The following is a 24,294-nucleotide window of genomic DNA, read 5'->3' as shown; positions in this document are numbered from 1 at the left end:
TTTTTCATTCGAAAGTAAGTTGATCCTACGCTGTTATAGCTCAGCTTTATAGAGTTATAATTAACTAATCACTTTTATAACTAAATCTAGCCACAATTAGGTATAAATTTATGGCTAAATTTGGCACTCAATCGTATTTTTATACTACGCCTTGCTCAATCATTGCATCGGCAACGCGCCTAAAGCCTGCAATATTAGCACCCAATAAAAGGTTTCCTGGCTCACCAAATTCTATAGCGGTATCGTTGGCTGTCACAAATATATTTTTCATAATTTGCTTTAGTTTCTCGTCAACCTCTTCAAAGGTCCAACTTTGCATACTCGCATTTTGTGCCATTTCTAATTGGCTTGTTGCAACGCCGCCGGCATTGGCCGCTTTGCCTGGTCCATACGCAATTTTTGCAGCAATAAAGCAATCAATAGCCTCTTTTGTTGAAGGCATATTTGCGCCTTCACTTACTAATAAACAGCCGCCAGATAATAATGCGTTAGCGTCTGCCTGTGTTAATTCATTTTGTGTGGCGCACGGAAAAGCAGCGGCAGCATTAAAGCGCCAAACAGCATGCCCATCTTTAGGGTAGTCATTTACAGCAATATAAATAGCATCAGGATGAGTTTGTTTGTATACGCTCAAGCAATCACGCGATTGCTCTTTCAAACATTTAACAAGATTTAAATCTATACCCGACTCATGATACACAGTGCCACGAGAGTCGCTGCAACTTACTGGTGTTGCACCCATTTGATAAAGTTTTTCCATAGCATAAATAGCAACATTACCTGCGCCCGAGACTAAGCAGCGCTTACCTTGTAGGCTATCACCGCGCGCTTGCAACATGTAGTCAGCAAAATAAACAGCGCCGTATCCCGTGGCTTCTTTTCGTACAAGCGATCCACCCCACAATAAGCTTTTACCTGTTAAAACGCCTTCATAGCGACCAGTTAAACGTTTATATTGACCAAACAAGTAACCTATTTCTCTCGCCCCTACTCCAATGTCTCCAGCGGGTACGTCGGTTGTAGGGCCAATATGACGATAGAGCTCGCTCATAAATGATTGGCAAAAACGCATTATTTCAGCATCCGATCGCCCTTTTGGATCAAAGTTTGCCCCGCTTTTACCACCACCGATTGGTAAACCTGTTAAAGCATTTTTAAATATTTGCTCAAACCCTAAAAATTTAATTATGCTGGCATTTACACTTGGGTGAAAACGTAAGCCACCTTTATAGGGGCCAAGTGCAGAGTTAAACTCAATTCTGTAGCCTTTATTTACCTGAATATTGCCTTCGTCATCAACCCAAGGAACTCTAAACATAATTTGGCGTTCGGGTTCAACTAAGCGTTGTATAATGGCATTTTTTTTGTATTTTTCTGAGTTTTCTAAGATCGGTTCGAGTGATTCAAGTACTTCTTCAACAGCTTGATAAAACTCGCATTGTGCAGGACTACTATTTTTTAATTGTGCAATTGTGCTATGGATATAATTCATAATTATTCTTCCGTGTTAATAATAAAAGTATTTATCAGATGTTAAAGTAAACGTGATCAAGTTTATGACTCATGCTTTAAGGTCTTAATTTAATATAATTAACTGTTACCTTAGCATGGAAAATTAAGATATTTAACGTGCAGCACTTGAATTATTTTGATTGGAAGCTTGATTTTTATTTATTAAAGATGAATTTAAATTCACAGCTGTACGTAAGTATTCGTACAAGCTAAATTGTAATGTTTTAAAAGGGAATTTTAGAAGTATTAGTTAGGTGTGGGTTTGTTTAAAAATATAACAATTAATGGGCTTTATACTGCATTGCGCTCGCAAAAAACCCATTAACTAAAAGCTAATTAGCTAAAACCAGTTACTCAACAGACTCTTCTGGACGGTGCTGCTTTTGTACGCCGGTTAAAAACAAGCGTAATATTTGATCGTTACAAACACGGTAATGTTTGTTATCTACTTTTCGAGAAAACGCACTTAACTCATGTTTACTTAAATCAAAATCAACAAGTGCAAGTGTTGCTATAACATCTTCTGCTTTCATGTTTAAAGCAATACGTAGCTTCATAAAAATAATATTGTTATTTAGCTTTTTCTCAGGCTCTGGCTGCTCACCTTCGCGTTTGCCACGTTGGGTATTAATAAACCCATTTAAAAAGCTAGCAAACTCAGTATCACTTATTGGGGTAAAAGCCTCTTCATCTTCTTTAGTTAACCATGCAATTACTTGCTCTTTAGTGACCGTATGCTCTGCTGATGCAAAAACATTGACCATAGCAGTATCAGTTAAGTTAAAAGTGTAGCGAATGCGGCGTAAAATATCGTTATTAGTCAAAGTAAATCCCAAAGTGAGGTATAGCAACCAAGCAGTTATTGCTTAATTTTAAATAAGCACCTAGTTTAACAGGTTTACTAATACCACCCTATTAATTTTTATCTGAGCTTAATTACCAAGCACCTTGGCAGGATCTACGCGCGTTGCTTGCCATGCAGGATAAATAGTGGCAAGTATCGCAAGCACAAACGTAACAATCACTGTAATACCAATGTCTTCAAGTACTAATTTACTTGGTAAAAACTCTATAAAATAAACACCTTCAAGCGGATTGGCTCCAAATAATAGGCTTATCCACGTAAAAAGCTCACTTATATTAAGCGCTAATACCACACCAATTAGTGTTCCTAGTGCCACGCCTACAAATGCTTGCATTAAGCCCTGCATTACAAAGGTGGCTAAAATAGTGCTGTCTTTCGCGCCCATGGTTTTTAAAATAGCAATATTGCCTTGTTTTTCGCGCACTTCCATCACCAAGGAAGACACAATATTAAAACTAGCTACTGCAATAATTAAAAACACCACAATATAAACAATGGTACGTACCATTTGAATATCTTGATACAGGCTGCCTTGGGTTCTGAACCAACTAGAAATATACACATAGTCGTCAATAGTTTGGCCCACTTTTAACGCTATTTGATGCGCTGAAAATACATCATCAACACTTAATCGCAGCCCTGTGACTTGAGTCTCGTCGTAACCCAATGTTTGCTGCGCTTTGTTAATATGTATAAACGCAGCGGTACTATCAATCGGCCCGCCCATTTCTATAACACCTGCAAGATTAAGTGTTACGCGTTTCGGCGCTAATAACGACTGACCTTTTTGACTAATTTGCGGAATAAGTAACGTAATGTTGTCGCCTACTTTGGCATCTAACTGTTTTAATATTTGCTTGCCTAAGATAACGTCATCAAAGCCTAACTGGCTCACTAATTTACCACTGGTAAACTGGTTTACCGCCGATACATTACTCTCAAGCGATGGCTCTACACCACGAATTTCAACTGCTTTTAACTGGCTTTTATATTGCGCCATCCCATTTACAGCAATAAATGGCGCAGCCCCTGTTACATGCGGTTGTGTTTGTAAATCCTCAACCTTTTGCGACCAATTCGCGATGGGTCTACTTGGTGCTACATATTCAACCTGCGGTACAACACTCAGTAAGCGGTGTACTAGTTGCTGCTCAAAGCCATTAATTACAGACAGCGCCACAATTAAAACCGCGACACCTAATAAAATACCAATAGTCGATGCTTTAGCGATAAAACTAACAAAGCCGTTTTTTTCGTCTTTATGGCCTGAGTAAGCTCTAAAGCGTTTACTTAAAAATGCACTAAGCAACATACTGCGACTCTTTAATAGCTAGTTTTCCATCGTCTAAATACGCTATTTTACCCAGCTTATCGGCAAGCTCTAAATCGTGTGTAACCACTACAAAACTCGTGTTTAAACTTTGGTTCAGCTCGTTAATTAAATCGTAAATTTTAATCGCGTTTTGTTTGTCTAAATTACCGGTTGGTTCATCAGCAAGCACAAGCGCAGGTTTTGTAACCAGTGCACGGGCAATAGCCACGCGTTGGCGCTCTCCACCAGAAAGTGCAGACGGTTTATGTGAACTGCGATGTACAAGGCCTACTTTTTCGAGCATATCGAGCGCTTGTACTTTGGCCTCTTTTGCACTTAAACCTTTAATTAATAATGGCATAGCTACGTTTTCTACCGCGCTAAACTCCATTAATAAATGATGAAATTGATAGATAAACCCTAAATTTTGGTTTCTGAATGCGGCTTGCTCTGTTCGCGAAAGCTTGGCAACTTCTTGGTTTTTAATTTTAGCGCTACCCGAACTTGCGGTATCTAATGTGCCAAGTATATGTAAAAGCGTACTTTTACCTGAGCCAGAGCTACCCACAATCGCGAGCATTTCGCCTTGCTGAAGTGCTAAATCAACGCCTTTTAATACTTCAACTTGGTTGCTGCCGTCTTGATAAACCTTACTTAAATTTTCACAACTAATCACTAAATCATTCATAACGTAATACCTCTGCTGGTTTTACTTTTGCGGCTTTACGCGCAGGATATAAGGTAGCTAAAAAGCTCATAGCAATACTGGCAAACGCTATTATTACTAAACTCAAAATATCAAATTTTACCGGAAGCTCTATACCCGCCAGTAAGTTTAAACCTACTAATGCAAGTAACTCATTTATATACAAACTAAATATCAAACCTAAAAACGCACCTATTGCAGTACCTATTACACCGTTATATAAGCCTTGTACCATAAAGACTTTTTGTACTTGCGAAGGAGTTAAACCTAACGTTTGTAGTATGGCTACCTCGCCTTGTTTTTCACTCACCATCATGGTTAAAGCCGATACAATATTAAACACAGCCACCAATACAATGAGGGCAAGCAACATAGACATAATGCGCTTTTCCATAGCAACGGCTGCAAATAGAGTACCTTGGGTACTGCGCCAATCACTATAATTATGATCGTTTAAAATACGCTGGCTGGCTTCAATAAATTCATCTAGCTCGAACGGTTCGTGCAACGAGATACTTAAATTAGGGGCGGTGTTTTTATCGAGCTTAAGCACGCGTTGCAGCGAAGCGCCGCTGGTAAACGCAAGTGCCATATCGATTTCAGAGCCGGTTTCGTATATTGCGGCAACTTTAAATAAACGCTGGCTAGGTACTCGCCCAAGTGGTGTATAAGTTGAAGCATTAGGCATAATAACGCGCAGCTTATCACCCACGCTAACGCCTAATTTACGACTCAAATAACGGCTTATAGCAATACTGTAGTTTTTGTTAAGTACGGTTTTCCAATCGCCTTGCACTATTTTGTCGGTAATTTTATATAAAGAGCCTTTATCGTCGTAAAGGCCTTGCAGTAACACGCCGTGTAAATCTTTATTAGTTTGTAAAATAGCTTCGCCGTGGCGATACAAGCTTACATGGTCAACATAGGGAGATTGTTCGAGATCGGTTTTTAAGTCATTCATTTGTGTAGCGGTATGTGCTTCCGCTTTTATTTCAACGTGAGGAATAAGCCCTAGCATGTTCGTTTTTAAGCTATTTTCAAAGCCATTCATTACACTGCTGACCGTAAATAAAGCCATTAAACCAATAGCGATACCGGCAATAGAAAAAAACGATATAAAGGATATAAACGCATTTCCCTTAGAGGAGCGACTGTATCTAAGCCCAATAAATAAGCTAACCGGTTGAAACATATTATTTTTAACACTTATCCTAAAAGTATTGAGCAATAGTAGCACGAAAAAAGTGCCTTTGGGTATGGCATAAAATGTAAGAAATAATTTAAAAATCTGATACTTGGCTATATTTAAAGCAATATGTATTTAACCATTAACTCGTGGTTAAGTTTTAAGCCCTTTAACTAAATAATCGAGTAAAACGCGTACATTTGTGGCCACAAACTGCCTTGGTGGATACACGCCCCATACACCCTCTTGCTGTGGTTGATAAGCCGTTAGAATAGGGACTAATTCTCCAGAGGAAATTTCGTTGCCAATGTAGTAGTCGGGTAACTGTACAATACCCAACCCTTTTTTTGCTCCATCTACCAGTGCCCAACCGCTGTTACACTGCAATCGGCCCGTAATTTTAATATGTTTATCACGATTATTTTCGTTTACGCGCCAATAACTACTATTGCCAACCAAGCATTGATGATTATTTAATTCACCTAAAGTATGTGGCTCACCAAATCGCGTTAAATACTGTGGTGCGGCGCACATAATAAAGCGCCTTGCACTTAACCTGCGCGCTTTTAAGCTCGAATCTTTTAAGTGCCCTAGCCTTATTGCTAAATCAAATCCGCCTTCTAGCAAGTTTTCTTGCTCGTTGCTTAATGTGGCAACCACTTCTACCTCAGGATGGTCATACATAAAGTTATTCACTAAAGGCATTATGAACGTTTCCCCGTACATAACCGGAGCAGTGAGTTTAATTTTACCCTTTGGTGTAGTTTGGTGCGTGGCAAGACCTTGCGTTGCTTCATCCATAGCATATTGTAAATGCTTTATTTGATGTAAATACGCTTCACCCTCTTTGGTCAAAACGACTTTACGGGTTGTACGGGTTAAAAGTTGAGTATTTAAACGTTGCTCAAGCGCTGTAACATGGCGGCTAATATGCGCAACCGAAAGCCCAAGCATTTTTGCAGCCGCGGTAAAGCTGCCCTCTTCACCAACCGCTATAAACTCATCAATTCCATCCCAACGCGCCATTATTACCATACTGTAAAAGTGTTTTAATAAATCAGAGATTATCATTGTTTGAGAAACAAATACAATACGCGCATCACCCAAGCAAATTGGGTCTACAATTATTTTTTAATAGCCAGTTAAAGGAAATAAAACACATGTCTGAATTTATTAAATCAAAAGCTGCCATTGCTTGGGGTCCTAATCAACCACTTAGTGTTGAAGAAGTTGATGTGATGATGCCTAAAAAAGGCGAAGTAATGGTAAAAATTACCGCTACTGGTGTATGTCATACCGATGCATTTACATTATCGGGTGAAGATCCTGAAGGCATATTTCCTGCTATTTTAGGCCATGAAGGCGCTGGTGTTGTCTATGCCGTTGGCGAAGGTGTGACAAGTGTTGAAGTAGGCGATCATGTTATTCCTCTATACACTGCTGAATGTGGCGTATGTAAAATGTGTACTTCAGGTAAAACTAACCTGTGTTCAGCTGTACGCGAAACTCAAGGTAAAGGTCTAATGCCAGATGGCACAACACGCTTTTTTAAAGACGGCCAACCAATTTATCACTACATGGGTACATCAACGTTTTCTGAGTACACCGTACTACCAGAAATTTCACTCGCTAAAGTAAATAAAGAAGCCTCTTTAGAAGAGATTTGCTTACTAGGCTGTGGTGTAACAACAGGTATGGGTGCAGTAACAAATACAGCTAACGTAAAACCTGGTGATACGGTTGCTATATTCGGCTTAGGTGGTATTGGTTTATCGGCCATTATTGGCGCAAAAATGGCTGGTGCGGGTCGTATTATTGGTGTTGATATAAACACCACTAAATTCGATTTAGCAACAAAACTTGGTGCAACTGATTTAATTAATCCAAAAGATTTCGACAAGCCAATTCAAGAAGTTATTGTTGAAATGACTGACGGTGGCGTTGACTACTCGTTTGAATGTATTGGTAATGTTGATGTTATGCGCTCAGCGCTTGAGTGTTGTCATAAAGGTTGGGGCGAATCGGTAATTATTGGTGTAGCCGGTGCTGGCCAAGAAATATCAACCCGTCCGTTTCAACTGGTAACTGGGCGTGTATGGCGTGGCAGTGCATTTGGTGGCGTTAAAGGCCGTTCACAACTTCCTGAAATAGTAGAGCGTTATATGGCTGGCGAATTTGCTCTTAACGACTTTATTACCCATACAATGGGCCTTGAAGATATTAACGAAGCATTTGATTTAATGCACGAAGGTAAAAGCATTCGTACAGTAATTCATTACTAATATTTGCTTAAATACGTTTAATAATGAGCCGTAATACTTCTAAGTTTACGGCTTTAAGGATTAAGTATGTTAGAAAATATTTCAAGTGTAAAAGTGTCTGGCGGTTGGCATAAACAATATACTCACAGCTCGCAAAGTACACATTGCACTATGCGCTTTGCCGTATTTTTACCACCTGGTGCAAGTGAAGCAAACAAAGCACCGGTACTTTATTGGCTATCAGGTTTAACTTGTACTGACGAAAATTTTATGCAAAAAGCCGGCGCATTTAAAAAAGCTGCCGAGCTGGGTATTGCTATTGTAGCGCCTGACACTAGCCCACGCGGCGAAAACGTCCCCAACGAAGACAGCTACGACTTTGCTCAAGGCGCAGGCTTTTACGTAAATGCTACGCAAGCTCCTTACAACACCCATTTTAATATGTACGATTATATTGTTAGTGAGTTACCAGCACTTATAGAACAACATTTTCCGGTAACAAGCACAAAAGCAATTAGCGGTCACTCTATGGGCGGGCATGGTGCATTGATGGTTGCACTTAAAAACCCGACTGCGTTTGTAAGTGCCTCGGCTTTTAGCCCTATTGTAAATCCGATTGAATGCCCTTGGGGTGTAAAAGCATTTTCTGGTTATTTAGGAAATGATAAAGCGCTTTGGTCACAATATGACAGCTGCGAGTTAATGAAAAGCGCAGAGCAAGCTAATTACTTACCCATGTTAGTGAGTCAGGGTGATGCTGATGGCTTTTTACAAGAGCAACTTAAGCCAGAAAACCTAGTCGCTATTGCTGATAAAAAAGGCTACCCGCTTACACTTGAAATGCAAGCCGGCTACGATCATAGCTACTTTTTTATAAGCAGCTTTATTGACCAACACTTATTATTTCATCATCAGTTTTTAACTGCTTAGATTCAGTAGTGTGTAGAGATGACTTTTCTACCTCTACACACTCTTTCAATACTTTACTCACTTGCCTGCATACTTGTACCGTATTGTTATTGCCCTTACCTTTAATAAATTCAACTATAGCCATATCGGCTTCAACACCGAGTTTAGTAAAGCTAAATCCCTCTTTATCTTTTACAACAGGCCCCGCATTTACTGGGCCAGGTTGAGAGCGCGCTGCCCCATCGAAAATTATACCCGCAGCAGCGCAACCAATTAATACATTTGAAAATAAAATAATCAATAAAGTACGCATTATTAACCCCACCAATATAATTACCTAAATTATATACAATTTTAAAAATAGCATTGTAAAAAAATGTAAGCCTTAGTGCTTAAATTCACGTATGAACTCTTTAATAAAACCCACCAGCTGTAAAATAAAAATAATCAAAAAAGGAAGCGCGCCAATAATAGCAACGCTTCTGTTTAATGGTTCATTGTTTTGTACTAACAAAACAAAAGCGCATAACCCTAGTGCAAACGACCAAGCATACAAACTCCATGTTTGAGCTTCACTTGCACCACTTAATTCACGAATTACCAAAACAGCAGAGTCTGCTGATGTGGCTACAAAAATGAGTAAAAGCAATAAACTTGACCAAATTAATAGACCGCCTTGCCACCCTAATTGATCGAAAAATACAAACAGCCCTTGTGTATAATCAGCTTTAATAGCCGCTAAAATGCCTGCATTGTGCGTTTGATCCCAGGAAATTGCAGAGCCCGAAAACACACTAAACCATATAATAGTCACAAAGGTTGGTACAAATACAACACCTACAATATATTGCCAAACCGGCCGTCCTTGGCTAATTTTTGCCAAAAACACACCAACAAACGGGCCCCAAGCTAACCACCAAAAATAGTAATTGTATGTCCAACCTGTTGCCCATGCGGGGTCATTAAGTACGCTTTCAAACTGCCATGTACCTGTGGTTATAAGCTGAATGTAATCCCATGTTCCGCCTATCGCTATGTCTATAATTGGCTGTATAGGCACAAAAATTAATAGCCATGCTATAAGTGCAAAGGCTAAAAACATATTAAACTTACTAAGAGTTTGAATGCCTTTTTTAAGCCCCAACTTTGCAGAAATGGTATAAAGCAGTGCAATTAAAAAAATAATAATAAACCCCGAAAGTAAAGCCGATTCAACCCCTAGCTCAAGCTCGAGCCCTTTACGCAGTAATAAAGTTGAATTAGCAATTGTGCCCACTACACCAAAAAATATTGCAAGTATGGCAATTAATTTAATGCTAAAGCTCAGCTGTAACTGCCAAGCCCGATTAATAACGCCCTTAGTTGCACTGATCACTGGCGCACTAATATCGCCCGCTTTACCACTATTGCGAGTAAACCCAGCTAATACTAAGCCAAATACTGCATAGAGCGCCCATGCATGCGCACCCCAATTAACTAGTGTAAGTGCCAAACCACTTGTTTGATTGTTAGGATACAAGCTTTGCTTTAAAGGCGAGTTAACCGTGTGTAGTGCAGGCTCTGCTACTCCCCAAAATATTAGTCCTGAGCCCATTCCTGCTGCAAACAACATAGAAAACCAACCAAAGGTACTAAACTCAACAAGTGCTTGCGATCCTCCTATTTTTCGTTGCCCTAATGGGCTTATAGCAATAGCTATCACAGAAAAAAGTAACAAGTTTACCAATATAAAAAATGGCGACCCTAAATAACCTAAAATTTTATTAATAGCGGGTTGTAAGTGCTCTATGAGTAATTCAGGAAATAAAAAAGCAATAACAGATAGCCCAACGCAAAATAGTAAGGCTGTTTTTTCAAGCTTAGTGGGTGTGCTTAATGTTTTATTTAAAGGCAAGAGATTCACATAGGTGTCTTTTAGTCTGGATAAAAGAATACGGGGCTTTAAAACTCAGATCAAATTAACTATTGCGTAAAATAGTAATAAAAACATGTAAAAGTTTCCTCAATAATTCTTATTAAACATAGATATTAACAATAACTCATTGATTAATGGTCATTTATACTATGGCTTGCTGTTTGCTTATTATTAACAAAATTAACCAGCACAGGCTCAATAATGGAAATTGATTTACAGTGGAATGAAATCATCGATAATTTAATACATTTAGGTATTGCTTACCTACTTGCACTACCCATGGCTTACGACAGAGAGCGTAGTCATGATGGCGCAGGGCTTAGAACCTTTCCGCTAGTTGCGGTAGCATCATGCGGGTATGCACTTATTGCTATGTCGGTTTTAGATGGTGCAGAAGCTCAATCTAAAATGTTGCAAGGTATAATTACTGGTATTGGTTTTATTGGCGGTGGCGCAATTTTAAAAAATAACCGTACGACCTCAGGCACTGCAACCGCAGCCAGTATTTGGAATATGGGCTTAATAGGTATTGCTGTTGCGTACAGCCGTTACGAAATAGCCATTTTACTTGCCATTATTAATTTTATAACGCTTAGGTATGTAAAAAAGTTTAAGTGATAGTTTTTTAATAAGTATTGCAGCAAAATTTCAATGCATTGTTTGAATAGCCAATACTTATTAATACGATAACTCCCCATAATTTATATGTGGGGAGTTACATTTTTATAAAAAACTTTCACCGCTTTGCTTAAGTGTAATTGTTTGTACTTGAGCGCTTTTTATTAATAATCCACAACGTAAATCATTTTTCGAAATAACAATTTTATCAATTGTATTAGTGTCATAGTCAACGACTTTGTTTTCGCATCTAAGTTGCACTTTGCTCAGTGGTAATTCTGATTGTAATTTAACCTCAGACTTCGACATCATAGGCATTACAGCTTGCTCTGAAGCTAAACTAAATTGTTGTTCAATATCTCCCGAGTTTTTATAAATATCGTTCACTTGGGTTAACAACTGTTCCTTATTTTGATCTGTAAAAGTTATAGATTCAATATTGCCTAGTGCATCTATTGCATCATAGGCTCGTACATAATCTTGCTTTGATATAAACCACTGTAAAGCATTTTTAATCACACGTTTTTGAATTTGATCAGGTAAGTTACCTCTAAATAAGAACGCTTCGTTGATATGCTGATCAAAGCTCTTCCAATCTTGTACAAAATAACTGTGCTGGCTTTTAAGCCACGCAAGTAAAACAATTTCAACCGTATTTTTGGTATGTTCATTTTCTAGTTCATCAATAAGGCTTTTAGCTTCATCGTATTTCTTTTCATCGATTAATTTACTAGCTTGCTCATAATCATTAAAAAAGCCACGCGATGCCTTATCGTTTGAAAACCCAACATGTAAATTTTGTGAACTTACAGTAATAGTTTTTGCTACAGGTATAGTCTCACCATTTAATTTTGCGCTTTTGTAATTTAGTTTAGATACGTAATCCATTACTTCTCTTTGGTACTTTTTTTGCCCGACCGTAGCTACAATTTCTATATCACTAACCTGCCCGCTTTTATCGACCACGTAACTGCTTAAGTTAATCCCCTCTAACCTCGAAGCGCGCGAGGAAGTATTAGTGAGCTGATCGTAGTTTTTATTAATCACTTCTGCAGGAACAAAGTCGTCTGCAAAAGCAGGAAGTTGAGTAAAAGCAGAAGTTAAAGAAAGCGCTAATATGAGTTTTTTCATCGGTTTTATCCATCCTAGATAGTGTTTATATAATAGAAACAAACGATCAACATAAAAGCAAGTATAAACACAAAAAATAAGTTCAATTAATAAGCTAAATTTGGGGGGTAACAAAAATAATCTAATAGCTACATATATTTTAGGCATTAAAAAAGGCGCTTAAAAAGCGCCTTGCTAACAAGTATGTGTGCTTAAAACATATCTTGATAGGAATTTGTTGTGCTAAACGTAATTGCTTTTTCAAAGCCTGGTAACTGAATACTTTGCTCGTCTATTAAAATGTCATTGTCATCAATAAGTCCGTCGCCAAAGCGGTAAATTAGCTCATACTGGCCTAAATCAGCTTGAGCTTGATACGTTTGTTGCGCGGCTTTAATTGCCACGTTTTTTTGAGCGTAACTAGTCATAACGTCATCGCCGTGGCGCTTAGCGAGCATTTGCATTGTCACTTTTGGTGAAAGTACTATTGCTGTTGCATTGTTACCGCCAAAGCCTTTTGAATTTATAAAAGCTATATCCATTTCACTGCATTCGTAATGGCTATTACGAATATCAAGATGATCGGTGTAAACATCATCAGCCACTTTATCAATTGTGGTAATGCCCGGCATAATGTTGTGACTAAATACACCGAGAGCTATCGCTAATTGGTCGCCACTTGCAGGAGCTATAGTATGACCAACATAGGCTTTAGGCGCTGTCACTTTCCAATTATCAATAGCGAACGTTTGTGCCACTTTGTGATATATCAGCGACTCTGTTACGCGGTTTAACGGTGTACTTGAGCCATGCGCTAAAATAAAGCTACGTTCTTGCAAAGCTTCTTTGCCTAAAAGGCTCGTTGCTAAAGCAGCCGATTTAGCCATGGTAATGTAGTTACCAGGACCAGGTGACGTAATTGATTTTTTTATACCATCTGCATTTACAAATACATCCGGCACAGAGCCCATTATGTCAGCGCCTAATTCAAGGGCTAATGCATCGTCCATTAAAATAGCAACTTGTGCGCCTTCACCTAATGTAAAGCCGCAGTTATCCCCAAACGGGCGGCTACTTTTGCGATAATCTGGTTCTTCATCATGTGATAAGTTATCTAAGCGGCGCAAACCTTCAACATTTGCAAGTGCGCTCATGTTACCAAAGCCTTCAATCACTTCGGGTGTAATAGCACACTCAACACTTGCGACAACCGCAACGCGTGTACGCCCTGCTTGTATGTCGTTTACTGCTGCACGTAAGTTGTATAAAAACGTAGCACAGGCGCCCGAGGTCGAAAACGTAGTTCCCACATTGCCCGTAACATACGCGTTAATAAAATCGGTAGACATTGTATTTAAGCCCAGTGCTAACTGCTTAGTACTAACACGGTCGCCTTGTTGGCGCGCCTTTACTAAACCGCCTAGGCCTTTGTCGTCCATTTGGCCAATTACCGATGCTGAATAGGTACCAATTTTATCTGGCTCTACGCTATTCATAATGTGTTGCCAATCAAGCCCTGTTGATTTAATCGCATCGGTAGCTGCAAAAATAGTCGCTTGCAAACCACGAGGCTGATAGCGGCTGTTATACATAACAGACGGATCAAACCCAGTAGGAAATTGCCCTGCAGATTTAATTGGATTATCGCGTGTTGAGTCATGCTTAACATCTAAGTCGGCTGCAATAGTTACTTTTACTTTTTTGCCTTCAAGTTCTTCAACTTGCCAGCTAGCTGGAACAGGTACCGGTAAGTCGCGAGCGCGAGTTTCAAACACAATTGCGTTATCGCTTGATGCGTTTAGCGTCATTTTTTGCTGCCACGGTGTGGCATCGGCATCAAAGTGTTCTTTTTCAATTTTACGAATAAGTGTACCGGCAATAATTTGCTCACCAAAGCGTGCTTCTATGTCGCTTTGCTCAACATTATTACCTTGTGTATCTTGTAATTGGCCGTTTACAACGCTTACTAGATTCATCAGTGTGGCGAGGCCTAAAAATGTTTCACTGCGATCTTTAGCGTTTAAACTATCTAACACGATACGGCGATAACCTTGATGAAAAGAAGTACGGCCAGCGGCGTTAATGCCACCCATGCCTACTATAACGGGTAATGCAGTCATAATTTACCTTTAAAAAACGTGTTATAAGATGAACACGCAGTTTAAATGGATTACGCACCATGCATTGTGCTTTAATAGCCAAATATTCAGCACAAAAGGCCAAAAAGTACTGGTCGGAGCATTTACATGACTGAAAAAAACACTAATCCACCATTAAACATTGCTATAGCGGTTTATCCGCATTTATTAGTTACCAGTTTAACGCTACCTATTGAGATGTTAAGAGCCGGCGAGGCCTTTGCTAAAGGCCATCTTGATAAGCAAAATTTTAGACCGCTTGCTATAAATTTAGTGGCTAAAAGTGCAGAATCTATAGCTACTCGCGCAGGCCTTGCGATAGTTCCTGATTGCATAACAACTAATGCGCCCTACAGCGATTTAATTATAGTCCCGGGTATTTGGCGAAACCCGCGCCCAGTAGTGCGTACAAATCAAGACGTAGTTGATTGGCTAAGCGAAAGCTTTAGCGCAGGCAGTCATATAATTGGTGTAGGTACTGGCAACTGCTTATTAGCTGAGGCTGGCTTACTTGATGGGCACCCAGCTACCACACATTGGCACTACGCCAATCAATTTAGCCATGACTATCCGTTAGTGCGTTTAAAACCCGACTTTTTTATAACCCAATCAGAGCGTATGTATACCGTAGCGAGTCTTAATGCCCTTGCAGATGTGATCGTACATATTATTAGTCAGTACTATACAAAAGCCGCAGCTCAGCATGTAGAGCGTAATTTTTCGCACGAAATACGTAAACCCTACGAAGATCAACGCTATTTAGAAGGTGCAGTAGACCGTCACCCCGATGAGCTAATTGCGCAAATTCAGTTTTGGCTAAAAACCAATTTAGCCACCGAGCTAAACCTACAAGAAGTCGCTGCCCAATTTAGCTTGAGCTACCGTACTTTTACCCGCCGTTTTAGAGCAGCCACTAATCAAAGCCCTATTGAGTATTGGCAACAATTACGCGTAGAAGGTGCGAAGGAGTTATTAGCATCATCAAATTTATCAATTCAAGAAGTGGCTTTAGAAGTGGGATATAACGACCAAGGGCATTTAACACGCGTGTTTAAAAAAGTATTAAGCCAAACACCCAGTGGTTACAGAAAAGTAGTTAGACGAAAGTTATTTGGATAACCAGCGACGGCACTCTAAATTGGCATTTTTTTATACATAAATTATACTCTTATCAATAATATAATTTATGCCATACCAAGGTAACTGCATGAAAGATAAACTTAGTAAGCACCTTTTTGATCCACAAAGCGATGCTTCTATTGAATCAAAGTTATTAAAGTTACTTTCACTCGTACGAAAACATTTGAGCATGGAAGTTGCGTTTATTTCAGAATTCACCAATAATGATCGCGTTTTTAAAGTGGTAGATAACCAAACCACAAATATCTGCGTATCCGTGGGTAACTCAGATCCAATTTGCGAAACTTACTGTAAAAAAATATCCGATAACGAGCTAGAACAAATAATCCCTAATACCCTTGAGCACCCTATAACCCGCAATATGCCAGTTACAGAAAAGCTAAATATTGGCTCGTATATAGGTGTACCTATTGTCTTATCTACAGGTAAAGTTTACGGCACTTTTTGCTGTTATAAAACCATATTAGATAATACCTTGAACGATAAAGATTTGTCATTTCTTAGGTTAATTTCTGAAATAGCTACGGAGTTAATCGAAAAAAATGTTCAATCTAACATTTTAAATAATGAGTCAAAGTCGCTTATTGAAAATATTATAAAAACAAACGATATTACGATTTATTTTCAGCCCATATTTAATTTATCAACCAATCAACTTTCGGGTTATGAGTCTCTGTCACGCTTTTTTATTGAACCCTATAAAACACCTGACATTTGGTTTAAAGATGCTGAAAAGCTAGGTCTAGGAGAAGCATTAGAGATACTTGCTATACAAAATACATTACATTGCTTGGATAAATTTGATGAAAAAGCTTATATCACTATCAACACTTCACCTCAGCATATTTTATCAGGCTCAATAGACAAAGTATTACAAAGCATCGATTGTAATAGAATAATTTTAGAAGTGACTGAACATTCACCTATTTTAGACTACCAAGCGATGCGAACCGCACTTCAACCATTAAGAAACCGAGGTTTAAAACTCGCTATCGATGATGTAGGTGCTGGATTTTCATCTTTTCAGCATATTTTAGAATTAGAGGCAGATATCATTAAGTTAGACATAAGCCTTACTCAAAATATAAATACAGATCGTAGAAAGTTTTTATTAGCTAAGGCACTATGCGGATTTGCCAAAGCGATTAATTGCTCAATAGTTGCAGAGGGAATAGAAAATCAAGAAGAATTAAGTACGCTGAGAAAGCTAGGCGTTGATAACGTGCAAGGTTACTTTATAGGCCGCCCTGCCCCGCTTGAAGACGCTATTCATTTTCAAACAGTCAGGCTTTAATAAAAAACGCCACTTTTAGTGGCGTTCTGAGTCGTTAAATTCTTTTCGATAATAGCGTTTTTGATAGTTTTTTACTTTAGTGTGTACGCCTTTGCTTAAGCTTTTAAATTTAGCCTCGAGTACGTCTACACCGTATAAAATACCGACCACCAGCACCGAGAGCTTTATTGCAGCGCCAAGGTTTTCGGTCGCTATCATAACGCCTATTGATGCAAGCACCCAGATGGTTGCAGCAGAGGTTACACCAACTACCGCACCATCTTTTGCGAGCATAACACCAGCCCCTAAAAAGCCAATACCTGTAATTATTTGCCCAACTACACGAGAATGATCTATCACATCCCCTTGTAAATTAAACGCGGTCGATAAAAACAAATACGTACCCAAGGTTATTAACGCAGAGGTACGAATACCTACAGGTTTGCCGCGCAATTGGCGCTCTATACCAATAATGGCACCGCAAAAAGCTGCAGTACCAATAGCTGCCCACGAATACGGGGCTACATCAATTAAATCTAAAAAAGTCACTGTTAACCCTATATTTTATTAGCTATAGCCACCGCCGTTCGTAAACGTTGGCTACCAAACGCTGACATTTTACTAAAATCACTTCGCGCAATAGGTACATATTGGCAATCTATTGCGAGCTGTTTATCACTGCCCGGCTCACAAAACGGATCGTGAACATACACGCAGTGCTCATCAAGGTGCGTAACACACACCCAGTGTGGCGATTTTTTACCATCAAAACTGTATGTACTAATTAATAACAGCACACTAAAGCCTTTACTTAACCACTGCTCAATATGCCCAAGCTCTACATCTTTATACGTAAGCGGTATATTTGCTTGCGCTATGCCATCTACAAATTGCTGGTGTACGGTAGCTAACACCACTTTTTTGTTCTCATTGCGTACGCCATCTAAAAACAAAGGCTCGGTGGTATTAACCATTACCTCGCTTTTAAAACCACGCTTATTAGCGGCAAGTGCCAAACCAAACGGATGGCAACCACCATGACCCGAGGTCATAAAAATGGTGGTACCTTCACGCCAAAGTGCTAACTCATGTGATTGGCTAAGCTCAGTTGTTGGCTCAAGTGCCCCCATTGCCATTAATAGTGCAGCAGGTCCGCATGTAAACTCGGTAGTTTGCTGATACCACGGCGTTAAACGCGCCACTTTTAACTCACTCGTTTGTCGAATGTTTTTTTGCATTCGTAGTGCATCACTGTGGTCATCGTAATAATCGCTATATTGGCCAAACACTCTGTAACCTAAACTTTTATAAAGCCCTATCGCACCTTCGTTATTTACAGCCACTTCTAAACGAAGGTAAATACGCCCGCGCTCACACGTTTCTTTTTCAAGGCTAGTAAGCAGTGCTTTTGCAATCCCCTTACCTTGCATTGTGGGTTTTACAGCAAGCGAATATAAGCGCGCTAAACGAGTCCCTTTATGGCACCACACTAGCCCATAGCCGCATATTTGCTCGCCATTTTCTGCAACGAGTAAAATACCGTGCTTAGCACTTAGCCAGCGCTTTAAACTGCGCGGGCTCAATTTATCGTTATTAAAGCAGGCGTTTTCAACGTCAATCAATGCGTTTAAATCACTGCCAAGCGCCTTTCGAATAACAAGGTTGCTCATGTTATTACCCACGACCTCGTGCTTCTAAGCGTTGTTTAAACTCATCCATAATGATCATATATAACTCGTCACCTAAATAGCCGTCTTCTACTTTGTGATCAATACTTGGGTTGTCGTTTACTTCAAGCACGTATGCTTTGCCTTGATGCTCTTTAACATCTACGCCATATAAACCCCTGCCCACTGTTTTACATGCTTTTAATGCGGCATCTAATACCGTTTTTGGTAACTCAAAGGTTGGCAACGTTTCAAAGCCACCAGAGAAAAACCGTTTAGCATCGTGGTTATAAATTTGCCAATGGTTACGCGCCATTAAATAACGACATGCATAAATTGCACGGCCATTTAATACACCCACTCGCCAATCGTATTCGGTATACATGTACTCTTGTGCAAGCACTAATGCGCTAAACTCAAACAGCTCTGTAAGCTTAGCTTCAAGCTCATCACGATTTGAAACTTTAAACACACCTTTTGAGAAAGATCCTTCAGGCATTTTTAAAACAAGCGGATACGTAAACGCTTCTTCTAATTGCTCAAGCGTTTCACTTGATTGATCAGCCACTACAACCGTTTTTAAACTTGGCACTTTTTGATAATTAAACGCATCGTGTAAATACACTTTATTACAACAACGTAAAATAGACTCAGCGTCGTCAATAACCACTAAACCCAGGCTTTGCGCTTTGCTTGCAAGGCGATACGTTGGATGGTCAATCGCTGTAGTTTGGCGAATAAATAACGCATCAAACTGGGCAATATTGTCAATTTCGTCAAAGCTTAATGCTTGTGCATAAATGCCGTGTTTAGCGGCGGCTTTAATAAAACGTGCAATGGCGTCTTTATCACTCGGCGGTACTTTTTCGTTATGATCAACAAGTATTGCCATGTCCCATCTAAAACGACGTTGCACTGAGCCAATACGCCACTGCGTTTTAGTAAAGTTATCTAGTTTGGCTACAAATTCGCTGTACTGCTGCTCGCTTAAAGACGATAAAGACCCTTGTTGCAATAAGCCTTGTTCATCAACAAATAAAATAGGCGTTGGGTATTGTTTAAATACCGACTTTGCCGCTTTTGATTGTAAATCGTTTTGTGTATTACCAAAGTAAAGTGTGCCATCTATTTGGCCCACATTTAACATAGGGGCTTGACCACTACGCAATGCGTTTATTGTTTTTACACTTGGCAAAACTTGGTGCTTGCGCGCCTCAGCAAGTAACGAGCAATAATAACCTTTGCTCAAGTATTGGCTTGAGTCGCACAGATTAATAATGCGTGTTTTTGGTTCATTTTGTTTTGGGTAATCACGTAAGTAGGTATTGAACGTAATTACATTTTCGAACGATTGAGCAAGCGTTTGCTCGTTGTTATCAACCACAATTAAGGTTTTAAACACGACTTTTCCTAGTTAAGTCAAAATATAAAAAGCATGCTTAAGTAACATTACTAAGCATTATAAATAGAAACACCCATCGTACTAAGTGGGCATTGCGCGTATCACTTAATATGATGGGTGCTTTAACAGGTACCTACTGTACGAGTTAGCGCTTAAATTGCTTAAGCGACATGTGCTTTATATGCCCTTTTTTAAAAACGCACAAACGAGATATTTTTAGCGTGAAGATGAAAAATATTGATTAACTATATTTTCCAACTAATGCCGATTAAAATACGCAAAACAATACCTTAAGAGAGTTAAAAATGTCGCTGCCTGCTTGCCCAAAATGCCAATGTGAATATGTTTACCAAGACCTACAACTGCTTATTTGCCCCGAGTGCGCCCATGAGTGGAACCCAAATAATATAAACGATGAAGCCGCCATTTTAGTTAAAGATGCCAACGGCACTGTACTAAGTGATGGCGACAAAGTGACAGTAGCCAAAGATTTAAAAATTAAAGGCAGCTCGCAAGTCATTAAAATTGGCACCAAAGCGGTCGTTAGAAGAGTGCTTGATAAAAAAGATCACGAACTTGATTGTAAAGTAGAAGGCATTGGCGAAATGATGGTAACAGCAAAGTTTGTGAAAAAGGCGAACTCGCAGGTCGGATAAATGGCGAATCCATGCCATCCAAAAATCAATTCATAAATATTAATAAGCGCGTTTATTGTGTTAGTAATTAGGATGGGTGTCATCCTAATTATTTCATTAAATAGATAGCTTTTGTTGTTTAATTTTTTATACCTCACTTATAGCACTCGTTACAAACGAGCGTTCGTGGGGATTAACTTAAAATTGCTTTTGCATTTTTTAAATTATCCCATAGATGGTGTTGACCAAAGTACATTTCAGGTGGCTTTATTGATGGGTCTATTAATTTGTTAATGGCTAATATAGCTCCACGAACACTATATTCGGTTGTGAAAACTATCCCATCTGGTATTTCAACAAATTGTCCTAACAGCGCAAAGTTTTGCGAGCCTTTAGGTACAACAGGAGGTCTGTCACCTTCGGTTCTAGGTAAGAACTGAGAGATCCCGTAAGGTAATCTACAAGGTATACAGTAAGATGTTTCAAGCAGTTCTGTTTTTTCATCTTCATCTAAATCACCCCATAAATGTCCTAAAAGCTCTTCTAAAATCTCTTTTCCAGTACATTCATACATAGGTTTTTTTACAAACTGACCAATCTTATCTTCACCTAATGCTGAAACCCAAATTACACAAGTATCTGCCGCTTGACCCGGGAAAAAGGGCTGACGATAGGTGTGCAAATGCATTACCCATGGAGATTGTGTTAAAGGTAAGGGGCTTTGTACTCCCATTTGTCGTTCAACTAACCATTGGAATTTTCTTTCAAACAGGTTTCCTCTAAACGTGACGGTAAAGTGCATCATTCTAGAAAGTAAAACATCACGTAAATAACGCTCTGGTCTACCTAAGTCAGCTTGTTTAGCTACAATGTTTTGCCATAACTCGTAAGCTTCGCCTTGTTTTTCTACCGATGTTGTAGATACAGGCTCATCATGAGAACCATAAGAATGATTAGAAACAATTGAGCCAATTGTCAAGAATGCCTTGTCTTGTGGTCTAACTTCTATTGAATCTAAGGTTTTATCTTCTGAATTTTTTAAATGTAAGCGTTCTACCCAGCGTTTATCATCACTTTCTTTAAAGTCCACGTCCGTAATACAAGTATCATAATGTATTTGAACGCCTTTTTTTGTTATGAGTTTAATAGCCGGTAGAACAAACGAATGGTAGTTTGTGTAACGTGTACGTTCTAAAGAGGTCATTTTATCCATATCAGACATACGGTGATAAAATAGTTTCATGTAGCGCTTCATTTCTATAGCAGAATGCCATGGCTGAAAAGCAAAAAGAGCACGCCACATATACCAGTAATTACTCTTGAAAAAATCGTCACTAAAATAATCAGTGATTTTAGCATCCGCTGTTATTTTAGATTCTGGTATTTCTATTAATCGAGCCATTTGAAGGGCTTCAGTCGCACCTAATCCAAGATCGTGTCCCGTATCTTTCTCACCATTTGCATGTAATAGTCTAACCACAGTGTCCATATGGCATTCTTCAGCATTGGCTTCATAATCGTCTAGGCATGAACCATTTTCGTCATAAGGTATTAATGACCAAAATTCTTTGGTGCAGCTATATACTTTATCTTCGTACATGCGGCTGCCTCGCATTATGTAAACAGGTTTACCATCAACCATTTTAAAAGAAGCATCCATTGACCCACCGACTAAATCAGTTTCAGGATTTTTTTCAAAAATGTGAATGTTTTCTGGGGCGAAGCCAACTTTTTGCACTAAGTAAACAGCAGCTGATAAGGAACCTAATCCTAATCCGTTTAAATAAATTTTAGAATTGCTCATAGTATGTACTTCGTTAAAAAATGATTTTATAAGTAAAAATATACGCTTCGATTTTTTTCAGTCAAATGTTTGTTCACACAAATTAAAGTTTAAATGATATAGAATAACTTTAGTCAGTTTTGAGAGAAAACTGTTTGCATAGCTTAGCTTTTTGTATTCCAGTTATTAATTTAATTAGATACTCAGAAAGGACAACGTGCAAAAACAGATAAATTAGATGCTCAACTGATTGCGCATTATAGCGAAGCAATTAAGCCTAAATTATCACAGCTAAAACCCGAAACAATGCAAGCTATGAGCGATTTAGTAACGCGTAGAAATCAATTATTAACTATGCAAACCATGGAAAAGAATCGCTTACAAATTATGCCTTAAGCATTAGCCATGACGATTAAACTTATTCAAAAACCAAATTATTAAAATAGAAGAAAAAATAGCAAAACTGATTGAGAGTTGTCCTGAATATAAAGCTAAAAATTAAATACTACAAAGCATGACTGGCATTGGAAAAATAGCCGCAGCTTCTATCATCAGTAACTTGCCTATATTGGGCTATATAAACAGTAAACAAGCAAGTAGCCTGATTGGTGTTGCATCGATAAATCGAGAAAGTGGACTATTTAAAGGTCATCAAAAAATACAAGGTGGACGACCACAAGTCAGAACCGTTTTATACATGGCCATTATTGCATGCATTAGAAAGATAATTGTTATCTTAAATTCAATGCTAAGAGACGGTGTTTCATGGGAAGCGTCAAAAGTTATAAATTAACTATTGACGCCATAGTCTCTTGTTAGGTGCAAATTTTAATACTGCCCTTTTAGCCATCTTTTTGCTGTGATTTTTTCAAGCTTTCGTCTGTACTTTTTTGGTGAAAACTCTTCTACAATACCATTCATAACATCGAAAATATCTGCTGATATAATTGTTCCAATAGCATGAATTGTTTCATGCCTATTCAAGCCTTGTCTAATGAGTCTTGCGAAAGTTTCTGGTATTAATTCAACCTTCATAGCTAATTGATTTTCCACTATTACATGAATTGATGAATGTACACTTAAAGCATCCTCGGTTAATTCGTGATCTAAACCAATATGGAAATCATGAACTAATTCAATTCTTGTAGCTTCATCTAGGGCTAACCAGTTTTCGGGTTCTACTGCTTTATTGGGATTATATGTATCCATGTTGCCTCGAATGCTGAGTTGTCTTTGCACCTAACGAGCCTGTAGATTAACTCGTTTTTTATTTGTTTTTATTGATAAACAAACCATAGCTGAGTTCCTATTTTGGTTCAATCGATTACTGTACTTTGCGTAGAATATAAAGAAGTGTTTGGTGTTGTTTTAATTGGTGTTTTGGACAGAATTACGGGTGGTTGAGTAGCTTTAATTTAGGTTAAAAGGGCTTCCCTTCTTAATGCATCGCGTTTTGCAGTTTTTCTATATTATGAACTAGGCAATGTTGCCGTACAATAAAGTAAAGGCATTCACTTTCACCTGACCGCGTAAGATCAATTTATTCATTCCTTTATTCACTGTAATGTTCCGCTATTTATTTAATGGAAAGCCGGTTCGATACAGCCGAGTCGTTTGCCACTCTTTAATAAACAGCTATCGTCGCCCGATTGGGCTGTTTATTTTTACTTTCATTTTTTCTACATAGCTCAGCTTTGTGCGTGATTCATTATTTATAATAACGTACTCTTCATGCTGTTTTTATTGGCTTTTTTCGTAATAATTAGGATGGGTGTCATCTTAATTATTTGTGAAAGAGGCTAACTCGTAGGTCGGATAAGTGGCGAAGCCATGCCATCCGACAATAGATTTATGAACAAGGA

The 24,294-nt window shown here is 38.7% G+C and carries 21 protein-coding genes and 1 pseudogene; 7 read left to right on the top strand and 15 right to left on the bottom strand.

What is annotated here, in order from left to right; genetic code table 11:
• Window positions 1–139: 139 nt before the first annotated feature.
• The 6 genes from gdhA to WNY79_RS07790 all read right to left on the bottom strand — a co-directional run bounded on the left by gdhA (window position 140) and on the right by WNY79_RS07790 (window position 6,607).
• Complete coding sequence (gdhA, locus tag WNY79_RS07815) at window positions 140–1,492, bottom strand: NADP-specific glutamate dehydrogenase (protein ID WP_342875577.1); 1,353 nt, start codon at window positions 1,490–1,492, stop codon at window positions 140–142.
• 370 nt (window positions 1,493–1,862) lie between these two features.
• Window positions 1,863–2,336, bottom strand: a complete 474-nt coding sequence (locus WNY79_RS07810) for a DUF1456 family protein (RefSeq protein ID WP_342875576.1) — start codon at window positions 2,334–2,336, stop codon at window positions 1,863–1,865.
• Window positions 2,337–2,444: 108 nt separating this feature from the next.
• On the bottom strand, window positions 2,445–3,689 hold the full coding sequence (locus WNY79_RS07805) for a lipoprotein-releasing ABC transporter permease subunit (RefSeq protein WP_342875575.1): 1,245 nt from the start codon (window positions 3,687–3,689) through the stop codon (window positions 2,445–2,447).
• Window positions 3,679–4,377: a lipoprotein-releasing ABC transporter ATP-binding protein LolD gene (gene lolD / locus WNY79_RS07800; RefSeq protein ID WP_342875574.1), complete on the bottom strand. Its 699-nt coding sequence runs from the start codon at window positions 4,375–4,377 to the stop codon at window positions 3,679–3,681. The genes WNY79_RS07805 and lolD overlap by 11 nt, the downstream gene beginning before the upstream one ends.
• A complete protein-coding gene (locus tag WNY79_RS07795; RefSeq protein WP_342875573.1) occupies window positions 4,370–5,587 on the bottom strand; it encodes a lipoprotein-releasing ABC transporter permease subunit in 1,218 nt (405 codons plus the stop codon). Before WNY79_RS07795 ends, lolD begins: the two co-directional genes overlap by 8 nt.
• Before the next feature lie 147 nt (window positions 5,588–5,734).
• Window positions 5,735–6,607 carry a LysR family transcriptional regulator gene (locus WNY79_RS07790; protein ID WP_342875572.1) on the bottom strand — a complete coding sequence of 291 codons (873 nt, stop codon included), beginning with the start codon at window positions 6,605–6,607 and terminating at the stop codon, window positions 5,735–5,737.
• A 134-nt stretch (window positions 6,608–6,741) separates the two neighbouring features.
• Between WNY79_RS07790 and WNY79_RS07785 the strand changes: the two genes are divergently transcribed.
• Window positions 6,742–7,863 carry an S-(hydroxymethyl)glutathione dehydrogenase/class III alcohol dehydrogenase gene (locus tag WNY79_RS07785; RefSeq protein ID WP_076923952.1) on the top strand — a complete coding sequence of 374 codons (1,122 nt, stop codon included), beginning with the start codon at window positions 6,742–6,744 and terminating at the stop codon, window positions 7,861–7,863.
• A gap of 66 nt (window positions 7,864–7,929) precedes the next feature.
• Window positions 7,930–8,772 carry an S-formylglutathione hydrolase gene (gene fghA / locus WNY79_RS07780; RefSeq protein WP_342875571.1) on the top strand — a complete coding sequence of 281 codons (843 nt, stop codon included), beginning with the start codon at window positions 7,930–7,932 and terminating at the stop codon, window positions 8,770–8,772.
• Here fghA and WNY79_RS07775 read toward each other — a convergent pair.
• Both WNY79_RS07775 and WNY79_RS07770 read right to left on the bottom strand, forming a co-directional pair.
• Window positions 8,726–9,064: a hypothetical protein gene (locus tag WNY79_RS07775; protein ID WP_294120610.1), complete on the bottom strand. Its 339-nt coding sequence runs from the start codon at window positions 9,062–9,064 to the stop codon at window positions 8,726–8,728. The two genes, fghA and WNY79_RS07775, sit on opposite strands and share 47 nt — an antisense overlap.
• Window positions 9,065–9,136: 72 nt before the next feature.
• Window positions 9,137–10,654 (bottom strand): BCCT family transporter, encoded by a 1,518-nt coding sequence (locus WNY79_RS07770; protein ID WP_342875570.1) that lies wholly within the window; start codon window positions 10,652–10,654, stop codon window positions 9,137–9,139.
• A 213-nt stretch (window positions 10,655–10,867) separates the two neighbouring features.
• Here WNY79_RS07770 and WNY79_RS07765 point away from each other — a divergent pair, with 213 nt between their 5' ends.
• Window positions 10,868–11,284: an MgtC/SapB family protein gene (locus tag WNY79_RS07765; protein ID WP_024600286.1), complete on the top strand. Its 417-nt coding sequence runs from the start codon at window positions 10,868–10,870 to the stop codon at window positions 11,282–11,284.
• Between the two features lie 105 nt (window positions 11,285–11,389).
• On the opposite strand, the gene WNY79_RS07760 is transcribed toward WNY79_RS07765, so the two are convergent.
• Together WNY79_RS07760 and WNY79_RS07755 are read right to left on the bottom strand one after the other, a co-directional pair.
• Window positions 11,390–12,415: an energy transducer TonB gene (locus WNY79_RS07760; RefSeq protein ID WP_342875569.1), complete on the bottom strand. Its 1,026-nt coding sequence runs from the start codon at window positions 12,413–12,415 to the stop codon at window positions 11,390–11,392.
• A gap of 191 nt (window positions 12,416–12,606) precedes the next feature.
• Window positions 12,607–14,514 carry a beta-ketoacyl synthase gene (locus tag WNY79_RS07755; RefSeq protein WP_342875568.1) on the bottom strand — a complete coding sequence of 636 codons (1,908 nt, stop codon included), beginning with the start codon at window positions 14,512–14,514 and terminating at the stop codon, window positions 12,607–12,609.
• 126 nt (window positions 14,515–14,640) lie between these two features.
• Between WNY79_RS07755 and WNY79_RS07750 the strand changes: the two genes are divergently transcribed.
• A complete protein-coding gene (locus WNY79_RS07750) occupies window positions 14,641–15,651 on the top strand; it encodes a helix-turn-helix domain-containing protein (protein WP_342875567.1) in 1,011 nt (336 codons plus the stop codon).
• Between the two features lie 88 nt (window positions 15,652–15,739).
• Window positions 15,740–16,966 (top strand): EAL domain-containing protein, encoded by a 1,227-nt coding sequence (locus WNY79_RS07745; protein WP_342875566.1) that lies wholly within the window; start codon window positions 15,740–15,742, stop codon window positions 16,964–16,966.
• A gap of 15 nt (window positions 16,967–16,981) precedes the next feature.
• Here the strand turns inward: WNY79_RS07745 and WNY79_RS07740 are convergent, their stop codons facing one another.
• From WNY79_RS07740 to WNY79_RS07730, 3 genes are read right to left on the bottom strand one after another with little or no spacing between them, the layout of a single operon-like run.
• Window positions 16,982–17,494 (bottom strand): MgtC/SapB family protein, encoded by a 513-nt coding sequence (locus WNY79_RS07740; protein WP_024600291.1) that lies wholly within the window; start codon window positions 17,492–17,494, stop codon window positions 16,982–16,984.
• Between the two features lie 8 nt (window positions 17,495–17,502).
• On the bottom strand, window positions 17,503–18,615 hold the full coding sequence (locus tag WNY79_RS07735; RefSeq protein WP_342875565.1) for a GNAT family N-acetyltransferase/peptidase C39 family protein: 1,113 nt from the start codon (window positions 18,613–18,615) through the stop codon (window positions 17,503–17,505).
• A 4-nt stretch (window positions 18,616–18,619) separates the two neighbouring features.
• Window positions 18,620–20,014, bottom strand: coding sequence for a RimK family protein (locus WNY79_RS07730; protein WP_342875564.1), 1,395 nt, complete (start codon window positions 20,012–20,014; stop codon window positions 18,620–18,622).
• Window positions 20,015–20,319: 305 nt separating this feature from the next.
• Between WNY79_RS07730 and WNY79_RS07725 the strand changes: the two genes are divergently transcribed.
• Window positions 20,320–20,670, top strand: coding sequence for a zinc ribbon domain-containing protein YjdM (locus WNY79_RS07725; protein WP_342875563.1), 351 nt, complete (start codon window positions 20,320–20,322; stop codon window positions 20,668–20,670).
• Window positions 20,671–20,842: 172 nt separating this feature from the next.
• On the opposite strand, the gene WNY79_RS07720 is transcribed toward WNY79_RS07725, so the two are convergent.
• Window positions 20,843–22,453, bottom strand: a complete 1,611-nt coding sequence (locus WNY79_RS07720) for an oleate hydratase (protein WP_342875562.1) — start codon at window positions 22,451–22,453, stop codon at window positions 20,843–20,845.
• 189 nt (window positions 22,454–22,642) lie between these two features.
• Between WNY79_RS07720 and WNY79_RS07715 the strand changes: the two are divergent.
• A pseudogene (locus WNY79_RS07715) lies at window positions 22,643–23,225 on the top strand (transposase); the annotation flags it as partial.
• A 35-nt stretch (window positions 23,226–23,260) separates the two neighbouring features.
• On the opposite strand, the gene WNY79_RS07710 reads toward WNY79_RS07715, so the two are convergent.
• Window positions 23,261–23,641, bottom strand: coding sequence for a hypothetical protein (locus WNY79_RS07710; RefSeq protein WP_342875561.1), 381 nt, complete (start codon window positions 23,639–23,641; stop codon window positions 23,261–23,263).
• Window positions 23,642–24,294: the final 653 nt, after the last annotated feature.

It is taken from the genome of Pseudoalteromonas sp. AS84 (assembly GCF_038900255.1).
In the GTDB taxonomy this organism is placed as follows: domain Bacteria; phylum Pseudomonadota; class Gammaproteobacteria; order Enterobacterales; family Alteromonadaceae; genus Pseudoalteromonas.
Note: the sequence above shows the minus strand (reverse complement) of the source record. Positions and strands in the feature narration are given on the sequence as shown.